Annotated in this window: 11 protein-coding genes; 8 read left to right on the top strand and 3 right to left on the bottom strand. The window is 70.3% G+C overall.

Annotation, left to right across the window (positions count from 1 at the left end):
* Window positions 1-90: 90 nt before the first annotated feature.
* The 3 genes from GPX89_RS17735 (at window position 91) to GPX89_RS17725 (ending at window position 16,635) form a co-directional block, all read left to right on the top strand.
* The gene (locus tag GPX89_RS17735; protein WP_407939407.1) at window positions 91-14,091 is read left to right on the top strand and encodes an amino acid adenylation domain-containing protein; all 14,001 of its coding nucleotides are present in this window, start codon (window positions 91-93) and stop codon (window positions 14,089-14,091) included.
* 165 nt (window positions 14,092-14,256) lie between these two features.
* A complete protein-coding gene (locus GPX89_RS17730) occupies window positions 14,257-15,249 on the top strand; it encodes an alpha/beta hydrolase (RefSeq protein ID WP_328601944.1) in 993 nt (330 codons plus the stop codon).
* 144 nt (window positions 15,250-15,393) lie between these two features.
* Window positions 15,394-16,635, top strand: a complete 1,242-nt coding sequence (locus GPX89_RS17725; RefSeq protein WP_328602062.1) for an Nramp family divalent metal transporter — start codon at window positions 15,394-15,396, stop codon at window positions 16,633-16,635.
* A 3-nt stretch (window positions 16,636-16,638) separates the two neighbouring features.
* Here the strand turns inward: GPX89_RS17725 and GPX89_RS17720 are convergent, their stop codons facing one another.
* Window positions 16,639-17,430 carry an enoyl-CoA hydratase-related protein gene (locus GPX89_RS17720; RefSeq protein WP_157388638.1) on the bottom strand — a complete coding sequence of 264 codons (792 nt, stop codon included), beginning with the start codon at window positions 17,428-17,430 and terminating at the stop codon, window positions 16,639-16,641.
* Between the two features lie 127 nt (window positions 17,431-17,557).
* Here GPX89_RS17720 and GPX89_RS17715 point away from each other — a divergent pair, with 127 nt between their 5' ends.
* Complete coding sequence (locus GPX89_RS17715; RefSeq protein WP_157388637.1) at window positions 17,558-18,829, top strand: TetR/AcrR family transcriptional regulator; 1,272 nt, start codon at window positions 17,558-17,560, stop codon at window positions 18,827-18,829.
* Window positions 18,830-18,929: 100 nt separating this feature from the next.
* Here GPX89_RS17715 and GPX89_RS17710 read toward each other — a convergent pair whose 3' ends face one another.
* Window positions 18,930-20,411 (bottom strand): aldehyde dehydrogenase family protein, encoded by a 1,482-nt coding sequence (locus GPX89_RS17710; protein ID WP_157388636.1) that lies wholly within the window; start codon window positions 20,409-20,411, stop codon window positions 18,930-18,932.
* Window positions 20,412-20,744: 333 nt separating this feature from the next.
* Here GPX89_RS17710 and GPX89_RS17705 point away from each other — a divergent pair, with 333 nt between their 5' ends.
* Genes GPX89_RS17705 through GPX89_RS17690 form a run of 4 tightly spaced genes read left to right on the top strand, consistent with a single transcriptional unit; the run spans window position 20,745 to window position 24,493 of the window.
* Window positions 20,745-21,752 carry an ATP-binding cassette domain-containing protein gene (locus GPX89_RS17705; protein WP_157388635.1) on the top strand — a complete coding sequence of 336 codons (1,008 nt, stop codon included), beginning with the start codon at window positions 20,745-20,747 and terminating at the stop codon, window positions 21,750-21,752.
* Window positions 21,749-22,561, top strand: coding sequence for an ABC transporter permease (locus GPX89_RS17700; RefSeq protein WP_328601943.1), 813 nt, complete (start codon window positions 21,749-21,751; stop codon window positions 22,559-22,561). Before GPX89_RS17705 ends, GPX89_RS17700 begins: the two co-directional genes overlap by 4 nt.
* The gene (locus GPX89_RS17695) at window positions 22,558-23,421 is read left to right on the top strand and encodes an ABC transporter permease (protein ID WP_157388634.1); all 864 of its coding nucleotides are present in this window, start codon (window positions 22,558-22,560) and stop codon (window positions 23,419-23,421) included. Before GPX89_RS17700 ends, GPX89_RS17695 begins: the two co-directional genes overlap by 4 nt.
* A gap of 46 nt (window positions 23,422-23,467) precedes the next feature.
* Window positions 23,468-24,493, top strand: a complete 1,026-nt coding sequence (locus GPX89_RS17690; protein WP_157388633.1) for an SDR family oxidoreductase — start codon at window positions 23,468-23,470, stop codon at window positions 24,491-24,493.
* 4 nt (window positions 24,494-24,497) lie between these two features.
* Here GPX89_RS17690 and GPX89_RS17685 read toward each other — a convergent pair whose 3' ends face one another.
* Window positions 24,498-25,715: a lycopene cyclase family protein gene (locus GPX89_RS17685; protein WP_157388632.1), complete on the bottom strand. Its 1,218-nt coding sequence runs from the start codon at window positions 25,713-25,715 to the stop codon at window positions 24,498-24,500.
* Window positions 25,716-25,822 lie beyond the last annotated feature (107 nt).

Raw genomic sequence — 25,822 nt, 5'->3', positions numbered from 1 at the left:
CTTGCCGGCACCCGGCAGATACCGTATGCAGCGTGTGTCCGTTCGCTGAGGACGGGTAACGGTTGGCGCAACCCGATTCGATGAATCAGGATGTGTGCTTCAGCATGCGCGCAGGGTACGACGGCAAGGGATGAGGCAGCGGTTCATGGTTCGGGCGGTCGGGGAACAGTGGAACACGATGGACGCGGGAGCCCGGGCATGACCCGCCCGGTCCGCCAGCGGCCCACCCGTACCCGTCAGCCGCGCGTCACCACCCTGCCGCAGCTCATGGCCACGGCGGTGGAGGCCAACCCCACCGGCGCCGCGGTCGTCTACGCCGACGCGGGCGCGACGCTGGCCATGCTGACCTACGCCGAACTCGACGAGCGATCCACCCGGCTGGCCCGGCTGCTCATCGACCGCGGCATCGGGCCCGAGGCGCTGGTCGCCATCGGCATCCCGCGCTCGCCGGCCTCGGTGGTGGCGGTGTGGGCCGTCGCCAAGACCGGCGCGGGCTATGTCCCCGTCGACCCGAACTATCCGCAGGACCGTGTGACGCACATGGTCACCGACTCGCGGGCCGTGCTGGGTCTGACCGTGGCCGAGGTCCGCGAGGACCTGGCCGACGACGTCGAGTGGCTGACCCTCGACGACCCGGAGTTCCTCGCCGAGCTGGCGCTGTACCCCGACGAGGCCGTCACCTCCGCGGACCGGGTGCGGCCGCTGCGCGCCGAGCACCCCGCCTACGTCATCTACACCTCCGGGTCGACCGGCAAGCCCAAGGGCGTGGTGGTCACCCAGGCCGGACTGTCCGGCTTCTGCGACGAGCAGCGTGAGCGCTACCGCACCGGAACCGACTCGCGCGCACTGCATTTCGCCTCCCCGTCCTTCGACGCCTCGGTGCTGGAGCTGCTGCTCGCCCTGGGCGGCGCGGGCGCGCTCGTGGTCGCCTCACCCGACGTGCTCGGCGGCGACGAACTGGCGGCGCTGCTGCGCCGGGAGCGGGTGACCCACGCCTTCATCACCCCGGCCGCGCTGGCCTCGGTGGATCCCGCCGGGCTCGACGACCTGCGCGTGGTGGTGGCCGGCGGCGAAGCCTGCCCGCCGGATCTGGTGCGGCGCTGGGTACTTCCGATCGCGGGCGGCGCGACCCGGGAGTTCTACAACGGGTACGGGCCGACCGAGACCACCATCATGACCAATATCAGCGCGCCGCTGGTACCCGGTGAACTGGTCACCATCGGCGGGCCGGTGCGCGGCATCACCGAATACGTGCTCGACGAGCGCCTGGTGCCGGTGCTCGACGGCGTGGTGGGGGAGCTCTACATCAGCGGTGCGCAGGTGGCGCGCGGCTACCACGAGCGGCCGGGTCTCACCGCCGCACGGTTCGTCGCGAATCCCCTGGACCCCAGCGGCGCTCGCCTCTACCGCACCGGCGACCTGGTGCGGCGCACGCCCTCCGGGGATGTGGAATACCTGGGCCGCAACGACTTCCAGGTCAAGATCCGCGGCTTCCGCATCGAACTGGGCGAGATCGACGCGGTGCTCGGCTCGCACGACAGCGTCGACTTCGCCGTCACCGTCGGCCACAAACTCGACACGGGCGCAACGATTCTGGCCGCCTACGTGCACGCCGCGCCGGGCGCGACGGTGGACGTCGACGCGCTGACCGCCTACGCCGAGCAGAGCCTGCCCGCGCACATGGTGCCCACCACCATCATGCTGCTGGACGTCATTCCGCTGACCCCGGTCGGCAAGCTGGACCGCCGCGCGCTGCCCGAACCGCAGTTGCGCACCAAGGAGTTCCGCGCGCCCTCGGGCAAGCTCGAGGAGCTGGTGGCGGGCATCTTCGCCGATCTGCTGGAACCGGTCGACCCGATCGGCGCCGACGACGACTTCTTCGAACTGGGCGGCAACTCGCTCATCGCCACCCGGGTCGCGGCCCGGCTGGGTGCGGAGATCTCCGCGCGGGTCCCGGCGCGGCTGATCTTCACCGCGTCGACCGTCACCGCGCTGGCGGCGCAGCTGGAACCGTTGGTGGGCGCGGGTGGCCGTCCCGCGCTGACGACACAGCCGCGGCCCGAGCACATTCCGCTGTCGCTGGCGCAGCAGCGCATGTGGTTCCTCAACCAGTTCGATCCGGCCTCGGCCGCGAACAACATTCCCTTCGCCATCCGGCTGCGTTCGGCCGAGGCGGGCTCGGATGCTCTGGACATTCCCGCGCTGCGGGCGGCCATCGGTGATCTGGTGGCACGGCACGAGACGTTGCGGACCGTGTACCCGGCCGTGGACGGCACCGGCTACCAGGTGATTCTGCCTGCCGCACAGGCGATTCCGCAGCTGGCTCTGCGGCCGGTGGCGCCCGAGGCGGTGCCGGACTGGCTGTTGGGCCTGGCCGGTCGAGGATTCGACGTCGCCACCGAGGTGCCGCTGCGTGTCGAGCTGGCCGAGATCGGGCCCGGTGACTATGTCATCGCCGTAGTGGTGCACCACATCGCGGCCGACGGCGCGTCCGTCGGCCCGTTCATGCGGGACCTGCTGACCGCCTACTTCGCCCATCACGGCGGTACCGCGCCGATGTGGGAACCGCTGCCGGTGCAGTACGCCGACTACACGCTGTGGCAGCGCGCGCTGCTCGGCGACGAGCACGACGCCGGTTCGCTCGCGGCGACCCAGATCGCTTACTGGCGTGACGCTTTGGCGGGTATCCCGGACCGCCTCGACCTGCCGTCCGACCGGCCCCGGCCCGCCGTGGCCAGTGGCCTGGGCGCGGTCTACAAGTTCGAGATCGACCCGGCGCTGCACGCCGCGCTCGACGCGCTGGCCCAGCGCTCCGGCGCGTCGCCGTTCATGGTCATGCACAGTGCGCTGGCGACCCTGCTGGCCCGGCTGTCCGGCTCCGACGACATCGTGATCGGCACCCCGGTCGCGGGCCGCGGTGAGCGCGAACTCGACGACCTCATCGGCATGTTCGTCAATACGCTGGTGTTGCGCACCCGGATCGACCCCGCCGCCACCTTCGCCGAGCTGCTCGACGCCGCGAAAGAGACCGACCTGGCGGCCTTCTCGCACGCCGAGTTGCCGTTCGAACGCCTGGTGGAGGTCCTCGACCCGGTCCGTTCGCAAGCCCACCATCCGCTGTTCCAGGTGGCGCTGTTCTTCCACAATATCGAGACCCCGCGCCTGGAACTGCCGGGCCTGACCGCCGAGGCCGTCGAACTCGACGGCGCGGTCGCGAAATTCGATCTGCAGCTCTCGGTCATCCCGCGCGAACGCGACGGTGTCGCGGACGGCATGACGGCCGTATTCACTTACGCCACCGAGCTTTTCGACGAGTCCACGGTGGCCGGTTTCGCCGATCGCCTGCTGTCGGTGCTGTCGGGCATCGCCGCGGACCCGCGGACCCGCCTCGGCGACCTCGAGCTGCTGACCGCGCCCGAGCGGGAGCGAATCCTGCTGGGCTGGAACGACACCCGCCATCCCGGCGCGCCCGAACTGCTGCTCGACGCCTACCGCCGGGCCGTGGTCGCCCATCCGGACCGGGTGGCCCTGCACTACGAGGGCGTCGAACTCACCTACCGCGAATTCGACCTGCGGGTGAACAAGCTGGCCCGGCTGCTCATCGCCTACGGGGTGGGCCCGGAGTCGCTGGTCGGCCTGTCGCTGCGCCGGTCACCGGAACTGGTGATCGGCATGTACGCGGTGCTCACCGCGGGCGGCGCGTACGTGCCGCTGGATCCGGACCATCCGGCCGAGCGCATCGCGCACATTCTCGATACGGCCCAGCCGGTCTGCGTGCTGACCACCATCGCCGACGCGGTCCCCGTTCCGGACGGCACCGGCGTGGTGTACCTGGACGTCCTCGACAACGACGTGTTCAACGGCGCGCCGCTGAACCCGGGCGAACTGCTCGGCAAGGTGCTGCCCGAGCATCCCGCCTACGTCATCTTCACCTCGGGCTCCACCGGCCGCCCCAAGGGCGTCGCGGTGTCGCACGCGGCCATTCACAACCAGACCACCTGGATGCTGTCGGAGTATCCGATGGGCCCGGGTGACGTCTACCTGCAGAAGACCGCGACCACCTTCGACGTGTCGCTGTGGGGCTACTTCATGCCGCTGCGCACCGGCGCGAAACTGGTGGTCGCCACCCACGACGGCCACCGCGACCCGGTGTACGTGGCGGAAGCCATTGCGCGCCACGGCGTCACGGTCACCGACTTCGTGCCCTCCATGCTCACCGTGTTCGCCTCGCACACCGCCGCCGGGTCGATCGAGAGCCTGCGCGACGTGTTCGTCATCGGTGAGGCGCTGCCGCCGGAGACCGTCGCCGCCTTCGCCGCGGTGTGCGGCGCGAAGGTGCACAACCTCTACGGCCCGACCGAGGCCGCCGTCTCGGTGACCTACTGGCAGGCGCGCGGCGACGAACGGCCGACGGTGCCGATCGGCCTGCCGCAGTGGAACACCCGCGTCTATGTGCTCGATGGGCGGCTGCGTCCCGTGCCCGCCGGGGTGGCCGGTGAGCTGTATCTGGCCGGTGACCAGCTGGCCCGCGGTTACGTCCGCCGCCCCGACCTGACCGCGGATCGCTTCGTGGCCAACCCGTTCGGGCACGGCGAGCGCATGTACCGCACCGGCGACCTGGTGGTCTGGCGCGACGCCGGGGCCGACCGCCCGCAGCGGCTGGACTACATCGGCCGCACCGACTTCCAGGTGAAGTTCCGCGGCCAGCGCATCGAACTCGGCGAGATCGAGACCGCGCTGCTGGCCCAGCCGTCCGTGTCGGCGGCCGTCGCCCTGGTCATGCCGTCGGACCTCGGCGACCAGCTGGTCGCCTACGCGGTGCCGCTGCCCGGACAGGCCATCGAACCGGCCGAGCTGCTGCCCGCGCTCGCGGATCACCTGCCCGCGTACATGATTCCGGCCACCATCGTGGCCCTCGACGAATTCCCGCTCAACGCCAGCGGCAAGCTGGACCGCAAGGCCCTGCCCGCACCGACCTTCGAGGGCCGCGAATTCCGCGCTCCGGCAACGGCTGTCGAGGAGATCGTGGCCGGGGTGTTCGCCGAGGTGCTCGGTGTCGCCCGGGTCGGTGCGGACGACGACTTCTTCGCCCTCGGCGGAAACTCGCTGGTGGCAACGCAGGTCGTGGCCCGGCTCGGTGCCGCGGTCGGCGACCGGGTGCCGGTGCGCGCGCTGTTCGAGACCCCGACCGTGACCGCGCTCGCGACCGCGATCGAATCCCGCATCCGCAGCGGCCGCACCCATCAGCTGGGCAGCATCGAACGGCCGGAACAGCTTCCGCTCTCGCCCGCGCAGCAGCGCATGTGGTTCCTCAACCGCTTCGAGGACCAGGGCGACGGCACCATCGGCGCGGGCTCGGCCGCCTACAACCTGCCGTTCGCGCTGCGCATCACCGGCAGCCTCGACGTGGCCGCGCTGACGGCCGCGCTCGACGACGTGGTGGCCCGGCACGAGGTGCTGCGCACCGTCTACCCGGAAACCCCCGAGGGCCCGGTGCAGGTCGTGCTGCCCGCGGGCGTCGAGACCGCCGCCGCGCGACTGGAATCGGTGCGGGTCACCGAGGCCGAGGTGGCGGCGTCGGTGTACGAGCTCGCGGTGACGCCGTTCGATGTCACCAGCCAGGTGCCGATCCGGGTGCGGCTGCTCGAGATCACCGACATCGCAGCGGATCTCGAAACGGGCACCGTCGCGCCGCAGTACGTGCTGGCCGTGGTCGCGCACCACATCGCCGCGGACGGCTCCTCCATGGCCCCGCTGTCCCGCGACATCATGACCGCGTACGCGGCCCGCGCCGCCGGCGTCGAGCCGGGCTGGGCCCCGCTGGCCGTGCAGTACGCCGACTTCGCCCTGTGGCAGCGCGCCGTGCTCGGCGACGAAGCCGATCCGGAATCCGTTGCCGCGCAGCAGATCGCGTACTGGCGCAAGGAGCTCGACGGCCTGCCCGATCTGCTCGAACTGCCGACCGATCGGCCGCGCCCCGCGGTCGCCTCGCTGGCCGGGTCGCGCATGAACGTCGTCATCGACGCGGACACGCACGCCGGGCTGATGCGCTTGGCGCGTGAGCACAACGCGACCCTGTTCATGGTGGTGCACACCGCGTTCGCCCTGCTGCTGTCGCGATTGTCGGGCACCGGCGACATCGCCATCGGCACGCCCATGGCGGGCCGCGGCGAACGCGAACTCGACGATCTGATCGGCATGTTCGTCAACCAGGTCGTCTTCCACACCCGGGTGAACGGCGACGACACCTTCGCCGAACTGCTCGCCCGGCAGCGCGAGACCGACCTGCAGGCGTTCTCGCACGCCGACATCCCGTTCGAGCGGCTGGTCGAGGTGCTCAGCCCGCCGCGCTCGACCGCGCACCACCCGCTGTTCCAGGTCGGCCTGTCCTTCCAGAACATGGCGCAGGAAACGCTGGAACTGCCCGGCCTCACCATTTCCGGTCTGGCCGCGGATGCCGAAGTGTCGCAGTTCGATCTGCACCTCATCGTGTCCGACGCCTACGACGAGGCCGGTGCGCCCGCCGGCATCGGCGGCTTCATCACCTACTCCACCGACCTCTACGACGCCGCGACCGTGGCGGGCATGCTGGAGCGGCTGCAACGCCTGCTCGCCGCCGTCGTCGCGGACGGCTCGGTGCGGGCCGGGGACATCGAGTTGCTGGCCGCCGACGAGCGCGACGAACTCCTGCGGGCGCGCAACGCCACCGCGCATCGGGTCGACACCGCCGCGACCCTGGCCTCGCTGCTGACCGCGAGCGTCAACGGCGCACCCGAGGCCACCGCGCTGGTCGGTCCCGACGGCAGGGTCATGACCTACGGCGAACTCGGGCTGCGGGTGAATCGCCTGGCGCGGCACCTGATCTCGCTCGGCGTCGGCCCGGAGACCCGGGTCGCGCTGGCGCTGCGGCGCTCGGTGGATCTGATCGTGGCCATGTACGCGGTGTCGGTCGCCGGCGGCGCGTACGTGCCGGTGGATCCGGACCAGCCCGCCGACCGGACCGGGTACATCCTCGAGACCGCCGCGCCGCTGTGCGTGCTCACCAACTCCGAAGCCGGGTTCGACACCGCGGTGGCGCCCGTGCTCAACCTGGCCGACCTGCGCCTGGAATCCCTTGCGGGCCACGGGGTCACCAATGCCGAGCGGGTCGAGCCGCTGCGTCCGGCCAATACCGCGTACGTGATCTTCACGTCCGGATCGACGGGCCGGCCCAAGGGCGTGGCCGTGCCGCACCGGGCCGTGGTCAACCAGCTGCGCTGGAAGACCAGCGAATTCGCGCTGGGCGCGGAGGACGCGGTACTGCTCAAGACCGCCTCGACCTTCGACCTGTCGGTGTGGGAATTCTGGTCCGCCGCCGCATCGGGCGGCCGTCTGGTGATCGCCTCGGCCGACGGGCACCGCGATCCGGCGTACCTGAACGAGCTGATGGCGCGCGAGCGGGTCACCACGCTGCACGTGGTGCCGTCCATGCTCGACGCCCTGATGACCGAATCCGGTGGGGCGCTGACGTCTTCGCTGCGGCGGGTGCTGGCCATCGGCGAGGCGCTGCCCGCCGCGGTGGCGCAGCGTTTCCGCGCCGAGAACCCGTCCGCTCGGCTGATCAACCTCTACGGTCCGACCGAGGCGGCGGTGTCCATCACCAGCCACCCGGTCACCGATCGCGACCAGCTGTCGGTCCCGATCGGCACACCGGAATGGAACTCGCGGGTCTACGTGCTCGACGCCCGGCTGCGGCCGGTGCCGGTCGGCGTGTCCGGCGAGCTGTACCTGGCGGGCGACCAGCTGGCGCGCGGCTACTTCGGCCGACCCGACCTGACCGCGGATCGCTTCGTGGCCAACCCGTTCGGGCACGGCGAGCGCATGTACCGCACCGGCGACCTGGTGGCGTGGAACGCCGACGGTGAGCTGGAGTACCGGGGCCGCACCGACTTCCAGGTGAAGATCCGCGGCTTCCGCATCGAGCTGGGTGAGATCGAGGCGGCGCTGCTGGCGCTGCCGACGATCGCGCAGACCGCGGTGCTGGCCAAGTCCGATCCGCACACCGGTGACCGACTGGTCGCCTACCTCGTGCCGTCCGGCTCGGGTATCGATGTGCCACAGGTGAAGTCGGCCCTGTCGGCGGCCTTGCCCTCCTACATGGTGCCGGCGGCCTTCGTGGTCCTCGACGCCCTGCCGCTCAATGTGAACGGCAAGCTGGATCGAAAAGCGCTGCCCGAGCCCGAGTTCGAGGCCGTCGCCTTCCGTGCCCCGTCGACCCCGATCGAGGAGATCGTGGCGGGCGTCTTCGCCGACGTGCTCGGGGCCGAGCGGGTCGGCGCGGATGACGACTTCTTCGCCCTCGGCGGAAACTCGCTGGTGGCAACGCAGGTCGCCGCCCGCCTGGGCGCGGCCCTGGACACCCGTGTCCCCGTGCGCGTCCTCTTCGAGGCGCCCACGGTCGCCGCCCTGGCCACCCGGGTCGAGCAGCACGTCGGCCACGGTCGCAAGGCGCTGACCGCCGGGCCGCGTCCGGAGATCGTGCCGCTGTCGATGGCCCAGCAGCGCATGTGGTTCCTCAACCAGTTCGACGTCGAGTCAGCGGCCTACAACATCCCGGCCGCCGTGCGCCTCACCGGCGAGCTGAATGTGGCCGCGCTGCAGCAGGCCGTCGCCGACACCATCGCCCGGCACGAGTCGCTGCGCACGATCTACCCGCAGATCGACGGCGCCGCGCGCCAGGTGTTCCGGCCCGCCGCCGACGTGGTGCCCGACCTCACCCCGGTGCTGGTCACCGCGGGCTCGCTGCCGCACCGCGTCGCGGGCGTGCTCGCCCAGGGCTTCGACGTCGCCCGCGAGGTTCCGTTGCGGGCCAAGCTGTTCCGCATCGAAGCCGTCGAGAACGAATACGTGCTGGTGTTCGTCGCCCACCACATCGCCGCCGACGGCTGGTCGATGGGCCCGCTGACCCGCGACATCATGCTGGCCTACGCGGCGCGGGCGCAGGGCGAGGCGCCGAGCTGGGCTCCGCTGCCGGTGCAGTACGCCGATTACACGCTGTGGCAGCGCGAAATCCTCGGCTCCGAAGACGATCCCGAGAGCCTGATCTCGGCGCAGGCCGACTTCTGGCGTACGACTCTCGCGGGTCTGCCGGACGAGTTGAACCTGCCCTCGGATCGTCCGCGGCCGCCCGTCGCTTCCATGCGCGGCGGCACGGTCACCTTCGAGATCGAGGCCGAGTTGCAGCAGGCGCTGCAAAGCCTTGCGCGGGAACGCAATGCGACATTGTTCATGGTGATGCACACCGCGCTCGCGGTGTTCCTGTCGCGGCTGTCGGGCAGTGACGACCTCGCGATCGGCACCCCGATCGCGGGCCGCGGCGAAGCCGAGCTCGATGACGTGATCGGCATGTTCGTCAACACGCTGGTGCTGCGCACCCGCGTCTCGGATCGGCAGACGTTCGAAGACCTGCTGGCCGAGGTGAAGGAATCCGACCTGGCCGCCTTCGCGCACGCCGACGTCCCGTTCGAGCGGCTGGTCGAGCTGCTCAACCCGGAACGCTCGACCGCGCGCAACCCGCTGTTCCAAGTGGCGCTGTCGTTCGAGAACCTGCCCGACGCCGGGTTCGAACTGCCCGGATTGCGGATCGGCGCGGTGGATTACGAGGTCGACACCGCCAAATTCGATCTGCAGCTGACCATCGCGGGATCCACCGACTCCGGTGCGACCGGCATCCTCACCTTCGCGCGCGACCTGTTCGACGCCGCGACGGTGGAGCTGTTCGCGCAGCGCTTCCTGCGGCTGCTGACCGATATCGCCGCGCGGCCGGAACAGCCGGTCGGCGACCTGGAACTGCTCTCGCCCGAGGAGCGGGCGGATCTCACCGATCGCAGCGGCGGCCCGGCCGCGCCGATACGCACCCTGCCGGAGCTGATGCGGGCCGCCGTCGGGGCGAACCCGTCCGGGCCCGCCGTGGTGCACCGCGGCCGCTCCTTCGACTACGCCGATCTCGACGCGGCCTCCTCGAAGCTGGCGCGGGCCCTCATCGCCCACGGCGCGGGACCGGGAGTCCCGGTGGCCGTGGCCATTCGGCGGTCCATCGAATCGGTGCTGACAACCTGGGCGGTGGCCAAGACCGGAGCGGTCTTCGTGCCGATCGACCCGGACTACCCGGCAGATCGCATCGCGCACATGGTCACCGACTCGGGCGCGCCGCTGGGACTCACCCTGCGGGCCGAGATCGGCGGTCTGCGCGAGCTTTCGGCCGAGACCGAATGGATCGCGCTGGACGAACAGCAGTTCGTGCGCGATGTGGACCGGCACTCGGACGCGCCGATCACCGATGCGCAGCGCACCCGGCCGCTGCGTCCGGAACATCCGGCGTACGTCATCTACACCTCCGGTTCGACCGGCGTGCCCAAGGGCGTCGTGGTCACCCATACCGGTCTGGCCAATATGACCGCCGTGCTGACGGCGCGGCTCGGACTCGATTCATCTTCGCGGGCACTGCATTTCGTGTCGCCGTCCTTCGACGCGTCCATTTTCGAGTTCCTGCTCGTCATCGCCGCGGGCGGTGCGCTCGTGATCGTCCCGCCGGGCACCTACGGCGGCGAGGAGCTCGCCGAGCTCATCCGCGACGAACGGGTCACCCACGCGTTCGCGACCCCCGCGGTGCTGTCGACCTTCGACCCGGCGGGCCTGGATTCGCTGCGCGTCCTGATCGTCGGTGGTGAGGCCGTCCCGGCCGATCTGGTCGACAAGTGGGCGGTTCCATTGGCGGACGGCACGATTCGTGCCTTCCGCAACGGCTACGGTCCGACCGAGACCACCATCATGACCAATATCAGCGACGCGCTGGTGCCGGGCGATCCGGTCACCATCGGCGGCCCGATTCAGGGTGTGCAGGCGCTGATTCTCGACAACCGCCTGCACCCGGTGCCCGTGGGCGTCGCCGGTGAGCTGTACCTGTCGGGCATCCAGCTGGCGCGTGGCTACCACGCGCGGCCGGGTCTGACCGCCGAGCGGTTCGTCGCCAACCCGTACATGGACGGCGAGCGGATGTACCGCACCGGTGACGTGGTCCGCTGGACCGCCGACGGCGTGGTCGAGTACGTGGGCCGCTCCGACTTCCAGGTGAAGGTGCGCGGTTTCCGTATCGAGCTCGGTGAGATCGACGCGGCGCTGGCCTCGCACGAGTCCGTCGACTTCGCGGTCACCCTCGGCCACAAGTCGGCGGCGGGGGCCACCATCCTGGTGTCCTATGTGCTGCCCGCGGCAGGACAGCGCATCGATACCGCGGCGCTCACCGACCATGTCGCGGGACGACTGCCGGAATACATGGTGCCGACGGCCATCACGGTCCTCGACACCCTGCCGCTGACCCCGGTCGGCAAGCTCGATCGCCGGGCCCTGCCCGAACCGACGCTCATCAGTCGTGAATTCCAGGCCGCCAGAACGCCTCTGGAGCAGACGGTGGCCGACACCGTGGCCGAGGTGCTCGGCCTGGAACGGGTCGGCGTCCACGACAACTTCTTCTCCCTCGGCGGCAACTCGCTGCTGGCCACCCGCGTGGTCGGCGAACTGAACCGGGTGACCGGAGCGAAAGTCCGTGTGGCGTGGTTCTTCACCGACCCGACCGTGGCCGGGCTCAGCGCCCGGATCGCGGCAGGCCCCGAGGCCGACGCCGAGGTGGAGGCCAGCCTGCGGCCGATCCTGCCCATCCGCGCGCAGGGCTCCCGGCCGCCGCTGTTCTGCGCGCCGCCGCTGTCCGGCCTGGCGTGGCCGTTCGCCGGACTGGCCCAGTACCTGCCCGAGGACCAGCCGATCCTGGGACTGCAATCGCCCGCGCTGACCGAGAAGGACTACGACCCGGCCTCGTTCGAGGACATGATCGGTCACTACCTGAAGGCCATGCGCGCGGCCCAGCCGCACGGGCCCTACCGGGTGATCGGCTACTCCATGGGCGGTCTCATCGCTCACGCCCTCGCCACCGAACTGCGCGCGGCGGGGGAGGAGGTCGAGCTACTGGGCATCCTCGACGCCTACCCGGAGATCGACCTCGAGTACTTCCGCAGCACGGTGCGCGACGAATTCGTTCAGCTGGGCGTGCCCGCCGAGGCGTTCCCGGCGGATCTGCGGGACCTGGGCGACGACGCCCTCGCCGCGCTGACCGCCGCGCTGCCACCGGAACTCGCGGTCCTCACCCTGGACCGGATGCGGCGCATCTACCGCGGTGCGATGGGCACCGTCCAGCTGCTGGCCGAGTTCCGGCCGGCCCGCTTCGACGGCACGATCGAACTGTTCCGCGCCACCGTCCACAACGACGGCGAGCGGGTCGGCGCGGTCGCCGATTGGGAGCCGTTCGCCGCCCGCGTCACCGACCGCGCGCTGCCGCTGCGGCATCAGCAGATGACCGGCGCCGAGGCGTTCGCCGAAATCGGCCCATGCCTGGCCGAACTGCTCGACCCCGCGCGGGAGCCCGCGGCCCCGGCCGCCGAACCCGCCGCGGCCGAGGACGACTGGGACACGGGCGCGGACTGGGCCATCACCCAGGTGCTGCCCGTCATCAAGCCCGAGGATCTCGCCGCGGGCCTGAAGCCGCACGAGGACGCGTCCGACGTCGAGATCGAGGACACGCCCGAACCCGAATCCGAGGAAGCGGCGAATCCCGAACCGGCACAGCCGGAGTCCATCGATCCGGCACCGGCGGAGTCCACCGATCCGGCACCGCCGCAGTCCACCGATGCGACCCCGGCGACCGCCGAACCGGCCCTGGCGACCCCGGCCTCGACCAACGGCCCCCGGCTGAGCTCGGTCGGCGAGACCTCGCCGCTGCCCGCCGGAGCCATGGGCCTGCTCGAGATCGAACCGTCCGGACTCTGGGTCCGGGCCATCACCCTCGACATCGCCGCGGGCATCTCCGGCACCCGGGTGCGCCGCTCGGTGGCCGCCCTGCTCGACCGCCACCCGGGCCTCTGGGCCCGGCTGCGGCGCGACGGCGACGCCTTCGCCCTCGACGTGCCCGCGCAGCAGCCGCGCGGCGCGGCCGTGGTGTGGCAGATCGACCCGAACGTGGAGGCCGTCGGCGACCCCATCGAGGCCGTGATCCACGCCGCCGCCGCCGAATTGGACCCCGAGAAGGGGTACAACATGCGGTTCGTGCTGGTGGAGAACTCGGCCGCGCGCGGCGCCGAGGAGCGGCCCGCCGCCGTGCTGGTGGTCGTCGCCAACGGCCTGGTGGTGGACGACACCTCCTGGCGCACCGTCATCGACGACCTCACCGCCTCCTGGTCCGGCGGCCACTCCACCCCGCCCAGCGCCGACGCGCACCCGCTCGGCATCGCCCGCGAGCTCGCCCAGCGGGCCGTCGACGCCGAGACCCTCGGCGAACTGGACTGGTGGCGAAAGGCGCTCGCCGACGTCACCGAGGGCGTGTCCCCGGAACAGGTGCTCGGCAACGTCGATTCCGGTGGCCGCGGCCGCGTCTCGGTCTCCATCACCGGCGAGGGCGCGGCGGCCGTGGACGCGGTAGCCCGCCGCTACGACGCCGGCATCGACGACGTGCTGGTGGCCGCACTGGCCGCCGCGCTCCTCGACCCGGCCGCCGAAACCCTGCGCGACACACTGGGTTCGGTGGTACGGCTGATCGCCGACGGCCGCGGCCCCGGCGACCGGACCGGCGTGCGCACGGTGGGCGCGTTCAGCACCGCCTACCCGTTCCCGCTGCACCTCGAGAATCTCGACCCCGCCGACGTGCGCGCCGGCGGACCCGGCGCGGGCTCGATCATCGAGCAGATCCGCGACCGCTTCCGGGAAGTGCCGTCCGGGGGCGTCGGTTTCGGACTGCTGCGGTACCTGAACCCGGAGACCATGGCCGACATCGCCGTACTTCCGGTTGGCCGCATCGGGTTCCGCTACCGCGATCTGCGTCCGGCCCGGGTCTACCCCGAGCCGGTCGCGCAGGACCTGTACCTGGACATCACGGTGGACACCAGCGAGGACAGCCTCGTCGCCCGTTTCGACTTCGTGGGCGCGGTGCTCGGTCTGGATCAGGTCAAGCAACTCGTCGAAGGCTGGGTGCAGGCCCTGGGCGGACTCGCCGAACATGGGCGATAACATCGATAGCTGTTACGGCGGGGGGATTGGCCGTATGGTCTCTCGGGGGCAGAAATCGACACGAGATGAAGGTGCGAAACATTGATTCGTCGACATGTCCGGAACGGGCGGCGCGGGGTTCGAACCGCGGCCTTCCTCGCAGCCACAGCGGTTCTCACCGGTCTCGTGACCGGAGTCGGTGGCGGCACGGCCTCCGCTGACCCGATCATCGACGGCAAGAAGCTGTTGGCCGATCCGGTGTCGGCGGACGGTTCGAAGATCACCAAGGCCGAGATGAAGGATGACCGGAACATCCGGCTCTACGTCCACTCCGCGGCCATGGACGCCACCTACCCGGTCGACGTGCAGCGTCCCGCCGACGCCTCGGTGCCGCGCCCGACCCTGTACCTGCTCAACGGCGCGGGCGGCGGTCAGGACGACGCCTCCTGGGTCAAGAAGACGAACATCGTCAACGGCTTCCTCGGCGACAAGAACGTCAATGTCGTGCAGCCCATCGGCGGCAAGTGGTCCTACTACCAGGACTGGGACAACGACGATCCGGTCCTCGGCCGCAACAAGTGGACCACCTTCTTCACCCAGGAACTGCCCCCGCTGATCGACGCGGCGCTGGGCACCAACGGCGTCAACGCCGTCTCCGGCATCTCCACCTCCGGCACCACCGTGCTCACCCTGGCCGAGGCCCAGCCGGATCTGTACAAGTCCGTCGCCGCCTACTCCGGCTGCGCGCAGATGGCCGACCCGCAGGGCCAGGAGTTCATGCGCCTGACCGTCGAGACCTGGGGCGGCGGCAAGCTCGAGAACATGTACGGCCCGTCGGACTCGCCCGAGTGGGCGGCCCACGACCCGGTCATCAATGCCGAGAAGCTGCGCGGCATCAACCTCTACATCTCCTCGGGCAGCGGTCTGCCCGGCCAGTACGACACCCTCAACGGGCCCTACGCCCTGCCGGGCGCCTACGGCCTGGCCAACCAGATCCTGGTCGGCGGCGTCATCGAGGCGGGCACCAACTTCTGCAGCCACAACCTGGCCAACAAGCTGAACTCGCTGGGCATCCCGGCCACCTACAACTTCCGGGCCACCGGCACCCACTCGTGGGGCTACTGGAACGACGAGTTCATCAACTCGTGGCCGGTCCTGGCCCAGGGGCTGGGCATCTAGCCCGAGGGTCCACGCGGACAACACGAAACAGCCCGGCATCCGGAAGGTGCCGGGCTGTTTGCCGTTATGGCTATGGTCACAGGTTGGTTGGCAGGGCTAAACAAAAAGTTCGGCTAACCGTAAACTCTAGGAGTGAGTACCAGTGTGGCCGATCAGCAGCGCAGCCCGTTCCAGCGAGCGCGATCGGTCACGGTCCTACTCGGTCCCGCCTTCGTCGCCGCCATCGCGTACGTCGATCCGGGCAATGTCGCGTCCAATATCAGCGCGGGTGCGAAGTACGGCTATCTGCTGGTCTGGGTCGTCGTCATGGCCAACGTCATGGCCGGGCTGGTGCAGTTCCTCTCCGCCAAGCTCGGGCTGGTCACCGGCCGGTCCCTGCCGGAAGTGGTGCGCGAGCGGGCCAGCCGCCCGGTGCGCATCGGCTATTGGGCGCAGGCCGAAACCGTCGCCGTGGCAACCGATCTGGCCGAAGTGGTCGGCGGCGCGATCGCGCTGAACCTGCTGTTCGGGCTGCCGCTGCTGGCCGGCGGCGTCATCACCGGCATCGTCTCGCTGGGCCTGCTGATGATCCAGAACCGGCGCGGGCAGCAGCCCTTCGAGCGCGTGATCACCGGACTGCTCGGCGTCATCGCCATCGGATTCCTTGCCTCCCTGTTCATCTCACCGCCGTCGGCCCCGGAAGCCCTGGGCGGGCTGGTACCTCGCTTCGACGGCTCGGGCAGTGTGCTGCTGGCGGCCGCCATGATCGGTGCGACCGTCATGCCCCACGTGGTGTACCTGCACTCCGGCATGGCCCGTGACCGCCACGGACGCCCGGAAGCGGGCGCGCCGCGAAAGCGCCTGCTGCGCATCACCCGCTACGACGTCGGGCTGGCCATGCTGCTGGCCGGTGCGGTGAACCTGGCCATGCTGCTCATGGCGGCCGGCACGCTGCGCGGTCGCGACGGCGTGGACACCATCGAGGGCGCGCACGCCGCGGTCCGGGAGGTCCTCGGCCCGGTGGCGGGACTGTTGCTGGCGGTGGGCCTGCTCGCCTCCGGGCTGGCGTCCACCTCGGTAGGGGCCTATGCGGGGGCCATGATCATGCAGGGCCTGCTGCACCGCCACATTCCGCTGGTGGTGCGCCGCGTCATCACCCTGATCCCGGCGCTGGTCGTGCTCGCGACGGGGGTGGATCCCACTCGCGCGCTGATCCTTTCGCAGGTGGTGCTGTCCTTCGGCATCCCGTTCGCGCTCATCCCGCTGGTGCGCCTCACCAGCGACACCGATCTCATGGACGGCAATGTCAACCACCGCGTCACCACCGCCCTGGCCTGGCTCGTGGTCGCCGTCATCACCGTCCTGAACGTGATGCTGATCTACCTGACCGTCGCCGGAAGGAGCTGACCGCTATTCGGCGAAGACGGCCTTGCGCTTCTGCAGCATGGCCGACGCGCCCTCGGCGAAATCGGCGGAGTCGAGCAGTTCGCACTGACCGGTCTTCTCGGCCGCCAGGGCCGAATCGAGCGAGGCCAGCGCCGCGCCGTTGAGGGCGAGCTTGGTGAGCTCCAGGGCGCGACGCGGGCCGTGCGCGAGCTTGGCGACGGCCGCCTCCACCTTGGCGTCCAGCTCCTCGTCGGTGTGGACGCCCGCGATCAGGCTGTGCTCCAGGGCCTTTCGGGCCGGAAGCCGCTCACCCAGCAGCGCCATCTCGGCGGCCAGCGGGCGACCGGCCGCGGCGGCCACCATGGCCGCCGCGCCGCCGTCGGGCATGAGACCGATATTGATGAAGGCCAGCAGCAGGTAGGCGTCCTCGGACAGGTAGGTGAGATCGGCGGCCAGCGCGATGGCGACGCCGATTCCGGCGGCCGAGCCCTTGACCCTGGCGATCACCGGAATCGGGGCCTCGACGATGGCCTTGATCATCCCGTTGGCCCCGTCCAGGATCATCTCGTTGGTGATCCCGCGCTCGGCGTACGCGTCCGCGGCGGACAGATCCGCGCCGGTGCAGAAGTCGCCGCCGTCACCGGTGATCACGATGACCCGCAGCGCCGGATTCGCCGACGCCGCGCGGACGGTGTCGCCGAGGCTCACCATGCCGTCGTAGGTGAGCGCGTTCTTGCGCTTGGGATTGCTGATGGTGATGCGCAGCACCCGCCCGTCCTGAATCGCGGTGAAACCCGGAGTGGTCGCGGTACTCATTTGCGCTCCCAGATATATATGCGGCCGCATTGCCGCAGACTTGTGTTCGACATTGCGAATTGTGGTTAACTTAAGGTCGTTCGTCCGGCACTGTCAACAGCCGGTGCCATCGAGAAGGAGAAACTGTATGGTCGCCGATCGCAGCGAGGCCGCCCTCGCTTCCGTGCGACCCGACAGCGACTCGAGCCGGCCCGACGGTCGATCCGGGACAACCGACAGCGAATCCGGTCCCCGCCGCCGCCCCAAGAACCGCAAGGCCCAAATCGTGCGGGTAGCGGCGCGAGCCTTCGCCGAGCGCGGCTACCACCCGGTCGGCGTGGACGAGATCGCCGCCGAGGTCGGCATCTCCGGCCCGGCCCTGTACCGGCATTTCCGCAACAAGTACGCACTGCTGGTGGCCGCCGCGGAAATGGGTGCGCAGCAATTGCTGGACGCCGCCAAAGCCTCCGACAATCCCGAGCTGGAACCGGAACCGCGACTCACCGCGCTGATCCGCGGCATCGCCGAGTACACCATCGACGTGCGCCGCGAGGGCGGGCTCTACCGGTGGGAGCGGCGCTATCTCGAGCGCGAGGACCGGGCCCGCATCCGGGTCGTCTACACCGAGCTGCACGACACCGTGGCCGCCGCGATCGCCGGGCTGTACCCCGACGCCGATCCGGCCGACACCCAGCTGCGCGCGGCCGCGCTGCTGAGCGCCATCGGCTCGATCACCGCTCACCGCACCGCGCTGTCCACCACCCGGCTGGTCAACCTGATCACCGAGATCTGCTGGGACATCCTGCGCACCGACCTGCCGCCCGCGCCCGCCCCGATCACCGGCGACCCCATCCTGCGCGGCCTGCCGGTCATCTCCAAGCGGGAACAGCTGCTCACCGAGGCCATCCGCATCTTCGGGCGGCAGGGCTACCACGAGGCCAGCATCGAGGAGATCGGCGCGGCCGCGGGCATCAACGCCTCCAGCGTGTACCGCTACTTCGCCAGCAAGGCCGACCTGCTCGCCGCCGCCTTCAACCGCACCGGCGAGCGGGTGGCCATCGGCAACAACGAGGCGCTGGCCGAGGCCACCAGCCGCTCCGACGCGGCCGTGCGCATCGCCGACCGCTTCTCCCGCATGACCTTCGCCATGCCGGAGATCCTGCCGGTCTACTTCTCCGAATTCTCCAATCTGCCCGCCTCCGAACAGCATCGGCTGCGCTCGGTGCAGCGGCAGAACGTGCTCGAGTGGGCCAACCTGCTCGATGGCGACCAGGTCGAGGCCCGCTTCCGGGTGCACGCGGCCATCGCCCAGGTCATCGACGTGGGCCGGCGCATCCGGTTCGACGGGCGGGCGGAGAACCTGGCCCGGGTGAGCGCATTGATGCGGTCCGTGCTGCTGGGCGGAAACGCGGGCGAGTAGCCCACTCCGGCGGACCCCGACTCCGTCATTCCGGCGCGCTTTCGGCCGGAATCTACTGCGGCCGGGGTGGATCCCGGCCAAATGCCTGCCGGGATGACGACTAAACCCGGTGCCGCATGCGGAACAGCGCGCGCGCCATGCGAAGTCGCCTCGGATGCTTCTCGAAGGTGGCCGAGGTGATCTGGTCGGGCGGATGCTTCTCGGTGATCGTCTGCGGCCGGGTGAATTCCCGCAGGACCCGCGGATCGCGAATCCGGCCGGGACCGTTCACGCCGTACACCGGCACCGCGTTGACCGTGATCAGCTCGCTGTGCAGCCGGGCCGCGAACTCCGGGACGCTGCGCACGTCGCGGGTGAAAACCGCGACGGTGCGCGACCTTTCGGCGGCGTTCACGCGATCGGCGGCCTCGTCCATGCCGGCCACCCGGTTCACGATCAGCACCGGCCCGGCGGCCTCGCCGGTGACCACCGTGCTCACCTCGGGGACCTCGGTCAGCACGATCGGCTCGATATAGGGCTCGCGAATCGACTCCAGGCTGCCGACGACCGGCCGCGCGCCCCGGGTGATGGCGTCGCGCACCTGGCGGCGCACCACATCGATCTGGGCGTCCAGGGTCATCGGTCCGTAGGAGGCGCGGCGATCCGCGCCGGGGCGCAGCCGCCGGGCCTGATCGGCGACCAGCTCCAGGAACGGTTCGTACACCGAGTCCGCCACGTACACGCACTGCACGCCCGCGGGCTGCTGTCCGGCATTGGCCATCGCGCCGTACACCGCGGCCGCGGCGGCGGTGTCCAGCTTGGCGTCGACCTGCACCACCATGGCTCCGCGTCCACCCTGCTCGACGACCAGGGGAGTGGACGACTGCGCGGCCAGCGCGGCCACCTCGCGCGCGCCCCCGCTGGACCCGGCGTAGGCCAGCTTGTCCACCCGGGCGCGGCACAGTGCGGCGGCGGTCGAGCTGTCGCCCGTGACCACTTGCAGCACAGGCTGATTCGGGGCCAGATGATTCCAGGTGTCGGCCAGCCACGCGCCCACGCCCGGCGTCAGCTCGCTGGGTTTGAACACCACGGCATTGCCCGAGGCCATTGCGCCCGCGATCGAATTCATCGGTGTGAGAACGGGATTGTGCCAGGGACCCAGCACCCCGACCACGCCCAGCGGCAGGTAGCCGATGGTGCCGGTGCGCTCGCGCCGCAGCCTGGCGCCGAGCCGGTTGGTGCGGCCCAGCGTCCGCTCGGCATGGCGCGCAACCCAATCCAGGTGCTCAACCGCCAGTGTCACCTCGACGGCCGCGTCCAGGCGCGGCTTGCCGGTCTCGCTGCTGATCAGCTCGACCAGGTCGCGGGTGCCGCGGGCCAGGCTGCGTTTCCAGTCCAGCAGCCAGCGTTTGCGCGCATCGAATCCCAATGCCGCCCACCATTGTTCGGCGGTACGCGCCGACCGGACGGTGCGGGTCAGTTCGCCCGCGCCCATGCTGGCGTATTCGCCGACGAGCTCCCCGGTCCGTGGATCATAGGACGACAGCACCTTGGAACGGCCCGCACCAGCGCGCCCGGTTGCCGGCTGCGCCGACTCGGCCATGGTCAACCTCTCGTGGCCTGTGAATGTCTCTCCCCGCCAACGCCAGACTATGGTTCGAGTCGCAGATGCGACAAGGTAGCGAAATCGCCGCATACCGGCCGGTCTGCGCCTGGATCAGCGGCTATTCGGGGACTCATCGGTTTGTGACCAAGCGCACAGTTTGAATACCGTTGCTTCTGCAAAGAAAAGCCCTCACTTCGGATGCACCGGTAACATCACGGCCGACGGAGTGGATCATCCCGGCGGGGCCGTATCCACTCATCCCTGCGGGATGCGGGGACCCGTCGAACGGGGCGACATCGTTCAGCCCGACCAGCCGATAGTGGAGAGTTGATGCCCAGCTTGGACAGACCGGAGTCCGCAGTGCCCGAAGATCCGGCCGTTTATGTCGAAGACGTCCGTAAGTCCTTCGGCGACGTACATGCGCTGCAAGGGGTCAGCTTCACGGCCGCGCGCGGCCAGGTGCTCGGCATCCTCGGTCCCAACGGAGCGGGCAAGACCACCACGGTCAAGATCCTGTCCACCCTGCTGCGTCCCGACTCGGGCGTCGCCCGCATCGCCGGGCACGACGTGCGCGCCGATCCGGCCGCGGTCCGCCGGTCCATCATGATGACCGGACAGTACGCGGCCCTCGACGAGAACCTCTCCGGCCGCGAGAACCTCGAGCTCTTCGGCCGCCTCATGGGGCTACCCCGCAAGGCCGCCCGGCAGCGCGCCGACGCCCTGCTCGAGGAATTCGACCTCACCGGCGCGGGCCGCCGCGCGGTGCGCCACTACTCCGGCGGCATGCGCCGCCGCGTCGACATCGCCTGCGGCCTGGTGGTCCGGCCCGAGGTGGTCTTCCTCGACGAACCCACCACCGGCCTGGATCCGCGCTCGCGCCAGGGCGTTTGGGATCTGGTCACCGCGCTCAAAACCCAGGGCATCACCGTCCTGCTGACCACGCAGTACCTCGAAGAGGCCGACGTGCTCAGCGACAACATCATCGTCATCGACAAGGGCACCGTCATCGCCGAGGGCACCGCGGACGCGCTCAAGGAGAAGACCGGCGGCAGCTACTGCGAGGTCGTGCCGCTGGATCCCAGCCAGCTGATCGCGGCCGCCGACGCGCTCGGCGATCTGGTGCCCGCCGCCGTCCGCGCGGAACTGTCCGGCGGCGACCGGCTTTCGATTCCGGCCCCCGACAGCGCGGCCACCCTGTCCGAGGCGCTGCGCCGGCTCGACGCCGCCGGCGTGCAGCTCGCCGACATCGGGCTGCGCCGCCCCTCGCTCGACGACGTCTTCCTCACGCTCACCGGTCACTCCGGAAGCAAGGAAACCGAACCCGAGGGCGAAGCGTGACCGCGGTCGCGGCCGACACCGCCGCCGACCTCTTCGCCGGGGTACCGCCCGCCCGGCCCAACAGCTTCGCGCAGTGGCGCGCCCTCACCGGCCGCGTCGTCTGGGTGATGGCCACCAAGGGCGAGCTCATCGTCGCGGTCATCGTGCCGCTGGTCTTCACTCTCGGCTTCTACCTGCCGCTGAAGTTCGTCATGCAGTTCCACGGCATCAACTACGCGCAGTTCGTCATGCCGATCATCGTGCTGCAGACCATGTCCTTCACCATGATGTCCAATGCGCAGCTGGCCGCCTACGAGGCCATGACCGGACTCAACACCCGCATGCAGACCATGCCCATCGGGGCCATGGTGCCGCTGGTGTCACGGCAGTCCGCGGGCTTCGTGCGCTCGACGGTCTCGCTCGCCGCGGCCCTGGGGTGGGGCCACCTGATCGGCTTCCGGTTCGTCGCCGGATGGGGGCAGACCGTGCTGTTCTGCGCGTTCTCCCTCGCGGTCGGCACCGTGCTGGCCATCGGCGCGGACGGGCTCGGGTCGCTGACCAAGAGCCCCGAATCCCTGAGTCAGGCACTGACTCTGCCGACGCTGATCTTCGGCATGCTGTCCTGCGGCTTCGTGCCCGAGAACCAATTCCCGATGTGGATCCGGGGATTCGTGCGCAACCAACCCATCTCGCAGTTCTCCTACGCGCTGCGCGACATGGCCGCGGGCGGCGTGACCTGGCATGTTCTTTGGGTGCCGCTGGTGTGGCTGGCAGGCGGCCTGGTCGTCTTCACGCCGCTGGCGGTCTGGGCGAGTGTGAGGCGATCATGAGTACCGCGACCACGGCCGCAGCGGCCGAACAGGATTCGTGGGCGGGGCACCAGCCGCTGCCCACGGTGGCGCCCCGATCGGAACGCCGGTTCTCGATCCTGGTGGAACAGAGCCTGATCCAGTGCAAGCGACTGCTCATGGGCTGGATGCGCGATCCCTCGACCACCATCCAGACGCTCGTCTACCCGGCACTGACCCTGGTCATGTTCCGCATCGTGATGGGCGACGCGGTCGGCTCGGCCACCGGCATGCCCGCCATCTACGGCTACGTGCCCATGGTGATGATGGTGGCCGCCATGTCCGGATCGGTTGTCAGCGCACTGGGATTCAAGGCCGAGAAGGCCACGGGCCTGCTCGGGCGCTTCCACACCATGCCCATCCACCGCGCCGCCGGACTCACCGGCCGGCTGCTGGCGGAGGCCGTTCGAGTGCTCATCACGTCGCTGTTCGTGCTGGCGGTGGGTCTCGTGCTGGGCTTCCGGTTCTGGTATGGGCCCGCGGCTTCGATTGCCATGCTGGGCATTCCGATCCTGTTCGCGATCGGGTTCGCGATCATGGTGACGGCGCTGGCCACCCTGACCGAGGGCATCATCCTGGTGGCGCTCGTCGGTCTGGTCAACACGCTGCTGATGTTCTTCAATTCCGGGTTCGTGCCGGTGTTCGCCTACCCCGCCTGGTTGCAGAAGACGGTGGAGAACCAGCCGATGAGCACGGCCATCGACGCCATGCGCGGGCTGTCCTACGACGGGCCCATCGCGACTCCGCTGTGGAAGACGTTGGCCTGGACCCTCGGCATGATCATCGTGTTCGCGTATCCGGCGATCCGCGGATACCGGCGGGCGGCCGAAACCGGCGCGTAGCCGAGCCCCGGTCGGTCTGTGGCGCGGGTCACGTTAAGGTGGCCCCATGGCTTACCTGGTTACCGGGGCGACCGGGTTCATCGGGCGGTTTCTGGTTCCCGAACTCCTGAAACGCGGTGCGGACGTCCACGTGCTGGTGCGTCCCGGCGAGGACTCCGTGCTGCGCTTCAACCGCTGCCTGCGCGAATGGGAGGCCCGGGACCGGGTGCGCCCGGTCCGCGGCGACCTGGCCGCGCCCGGCGTCGGCGTCGACGCGGGCTGGATTGCCGCACACCGCGGTTCGATCGACCATGTCTTCCACCTGGCCGGCGGCTTCGACGCCACCGCACCCGGCGGCACCCGGCGGGTGGCCGAGCTCGCGGCCGCGTTGGAAGCCGGACGGCTGCACCACCTTTCGACCGCCCGCATCGCCGGGACCTGGGACGGCCTGTTCACCGAGGACATGACCGACGTCGGCCAGCTGCTGCCCACGCCCTACCAGCGCGCCATGCTGCGCGCCGAACAGGACGTGCGCGAACAGACCGCGGTGCCGTGGCGGATCTACCGGCCCTCCATCGTCATCGGCGACTCCCGCACCGGCGAGATCGACCGCATCGACGGGCCCTACTACTTCTTCCGGCTGCTGCGCATGGCCGCCCAGCTGCCGCGCATCCTGCCCGTCGTCGCCCCGCAGCTGGGCGAAACCAATATGGTCCCGGTCGATTTCGTGGCCCGCGCCCTCGACCACATCGCGCACCGGCCCGGCGACGGGCCCCGCACCTACCACCTGGTGGACCCGCGCGAGCAGAGCGTCGCCGAGGTCTTCAACCTCTTCGCCGACGAGGCCGGCGCGCCGCACCTCATCGAGGTCATGCCCAAACGGACCCTCGACGTGACACTGCGGGTGCCCGGCATGGGCTGGGCGCTGCGCCAGCTCGGCGTCCCCATGGACGTTCTCGAGGACAGCGAATTCGCCTGCCGCTTCGACTCCCGCCACACCGCCGCGGCCCTCGCCGGCACCGACATCAAGGTGCCGCCGCTGGCCGCCTATGCCTCGATCATCTGGAAGTACTGGATCGAGAACTGGGTGTGAGGGCTCAGGAGGTCGCGCTGTCCTCGGGGAGGAGCAGGTCGCTCTCCGGGCGCGCGCGGCCGTAATCCCAGTTCACCCAGCGGTTCCGGTTGCGCCAGCCGACCAGGTCGAAGCGCCAGCGGAACGGATGGGTGGTGCCGACCGTCATCCACAGGGCCGTGCCGAGGGCGAGATAGTCGTCGTGGGCGGACAGCAGGGCGCGCTGCTGCCGGGGCGGGCGGGTGAAGAAGGCGTCGAACATCGAGATGGACTGGTCGGTGGTGAGGCGGCCCAGGCCGTACACCCCCCGCATGCGCATCCAGTGCACCAGCCGCGCCTGCCACGGCCACAACGCCTCGACCGGATCGGTGCCGGCCCGCACCGCGTCCAGCGCGGTGTCCACCAGCGACAGCGAATCGGCCACGCAGTAGCCGGTGATCGGATGCATCATGCCGCCGCGCGAACCGAACGGGATCACCTGCCCGCGACCGGCTTTCGGGGGCAGCTCGTCGAGGGGATAGTGCGCGGCCTCGGTCGGCTCGTCGCCGCGCAGCCGAATCCCGTGCGCCGCCAGCCGGTTCAGGGTGCGCCGCCGCAGTTCGTGCTGCGGCATGCCGCCGCGCAGGCCCAGGCTGGTCTCCTCGAAGATGACCGTGCCGTCGCCGAGGGGCACCGAATACAGGAACGACGGCGGCTCGTCCGGACCCGCGCCGTTCTCGTCGCGCCAGTCCAGCAGCAGGCCCTCGCCCGCGCTCACCATGGGAGCGGCGATGTCCTCGTCCACGAAGATGCCGTGCGCGCTGGCCGTGCGCCGCGAACCCGGCGCGGCCTGCCCGCGGGTGTCGAACACCGTCGCGGCCCGCACCTCGGTGCCGTCGGCCAACTCGACCCGGTGCGCCTGCACGGTGCGCGCGCGACCGGTGATCACCGTCGCGTCATCCAGCGGCAGCGCGTCGAACAGGCCCTGCTTGGACAGCACGCAGTAGGGCCGCGGAATCCGGTGCGCGGCGTCGGTCCACACCACCGGCGCCTCGATGCGGCTGGCGATCGCACTCCGGCCGAGCCACTCCGGCAGCTCGTCCACCCAGCACGAATACGTCGGGCCCCACAGCCGGGTGGGCCGTGGATCGATCGCGACCACCCGCATCCCCGCCGCCATGGCGCGATGCGCCAACGCCCGACCCGTGGGACCGAGCCCCACCACGCACACGTCGGCCGCCGCGCCGACCTCTCGGCCACTCATACCCGCATTCAAACAGCCGCGCCCGATCGCCGCCAGGCTGGCACCTACTTCGCTCCGGATGCGAACGATTCACATCGTTGATACCGTGGCCGCCGCATCGCGGGAAC

It is taken from the genome of Nocardia terrae (assembly GCF_009760405.1).
In the GTDB taxonomy this organism is placed as follows: domain Bacteria; phylum Actinomycetota; class Actinomycetes; order Mycobacteriales; family Mycobacteriaceae; genus Nocardia; species Nocardia terrae.
The sequence above is the reverse complement of the archived record's forward strand: the minus strand, read 5'-3'. Positions and strand labels throughout refer to the sequence as shown.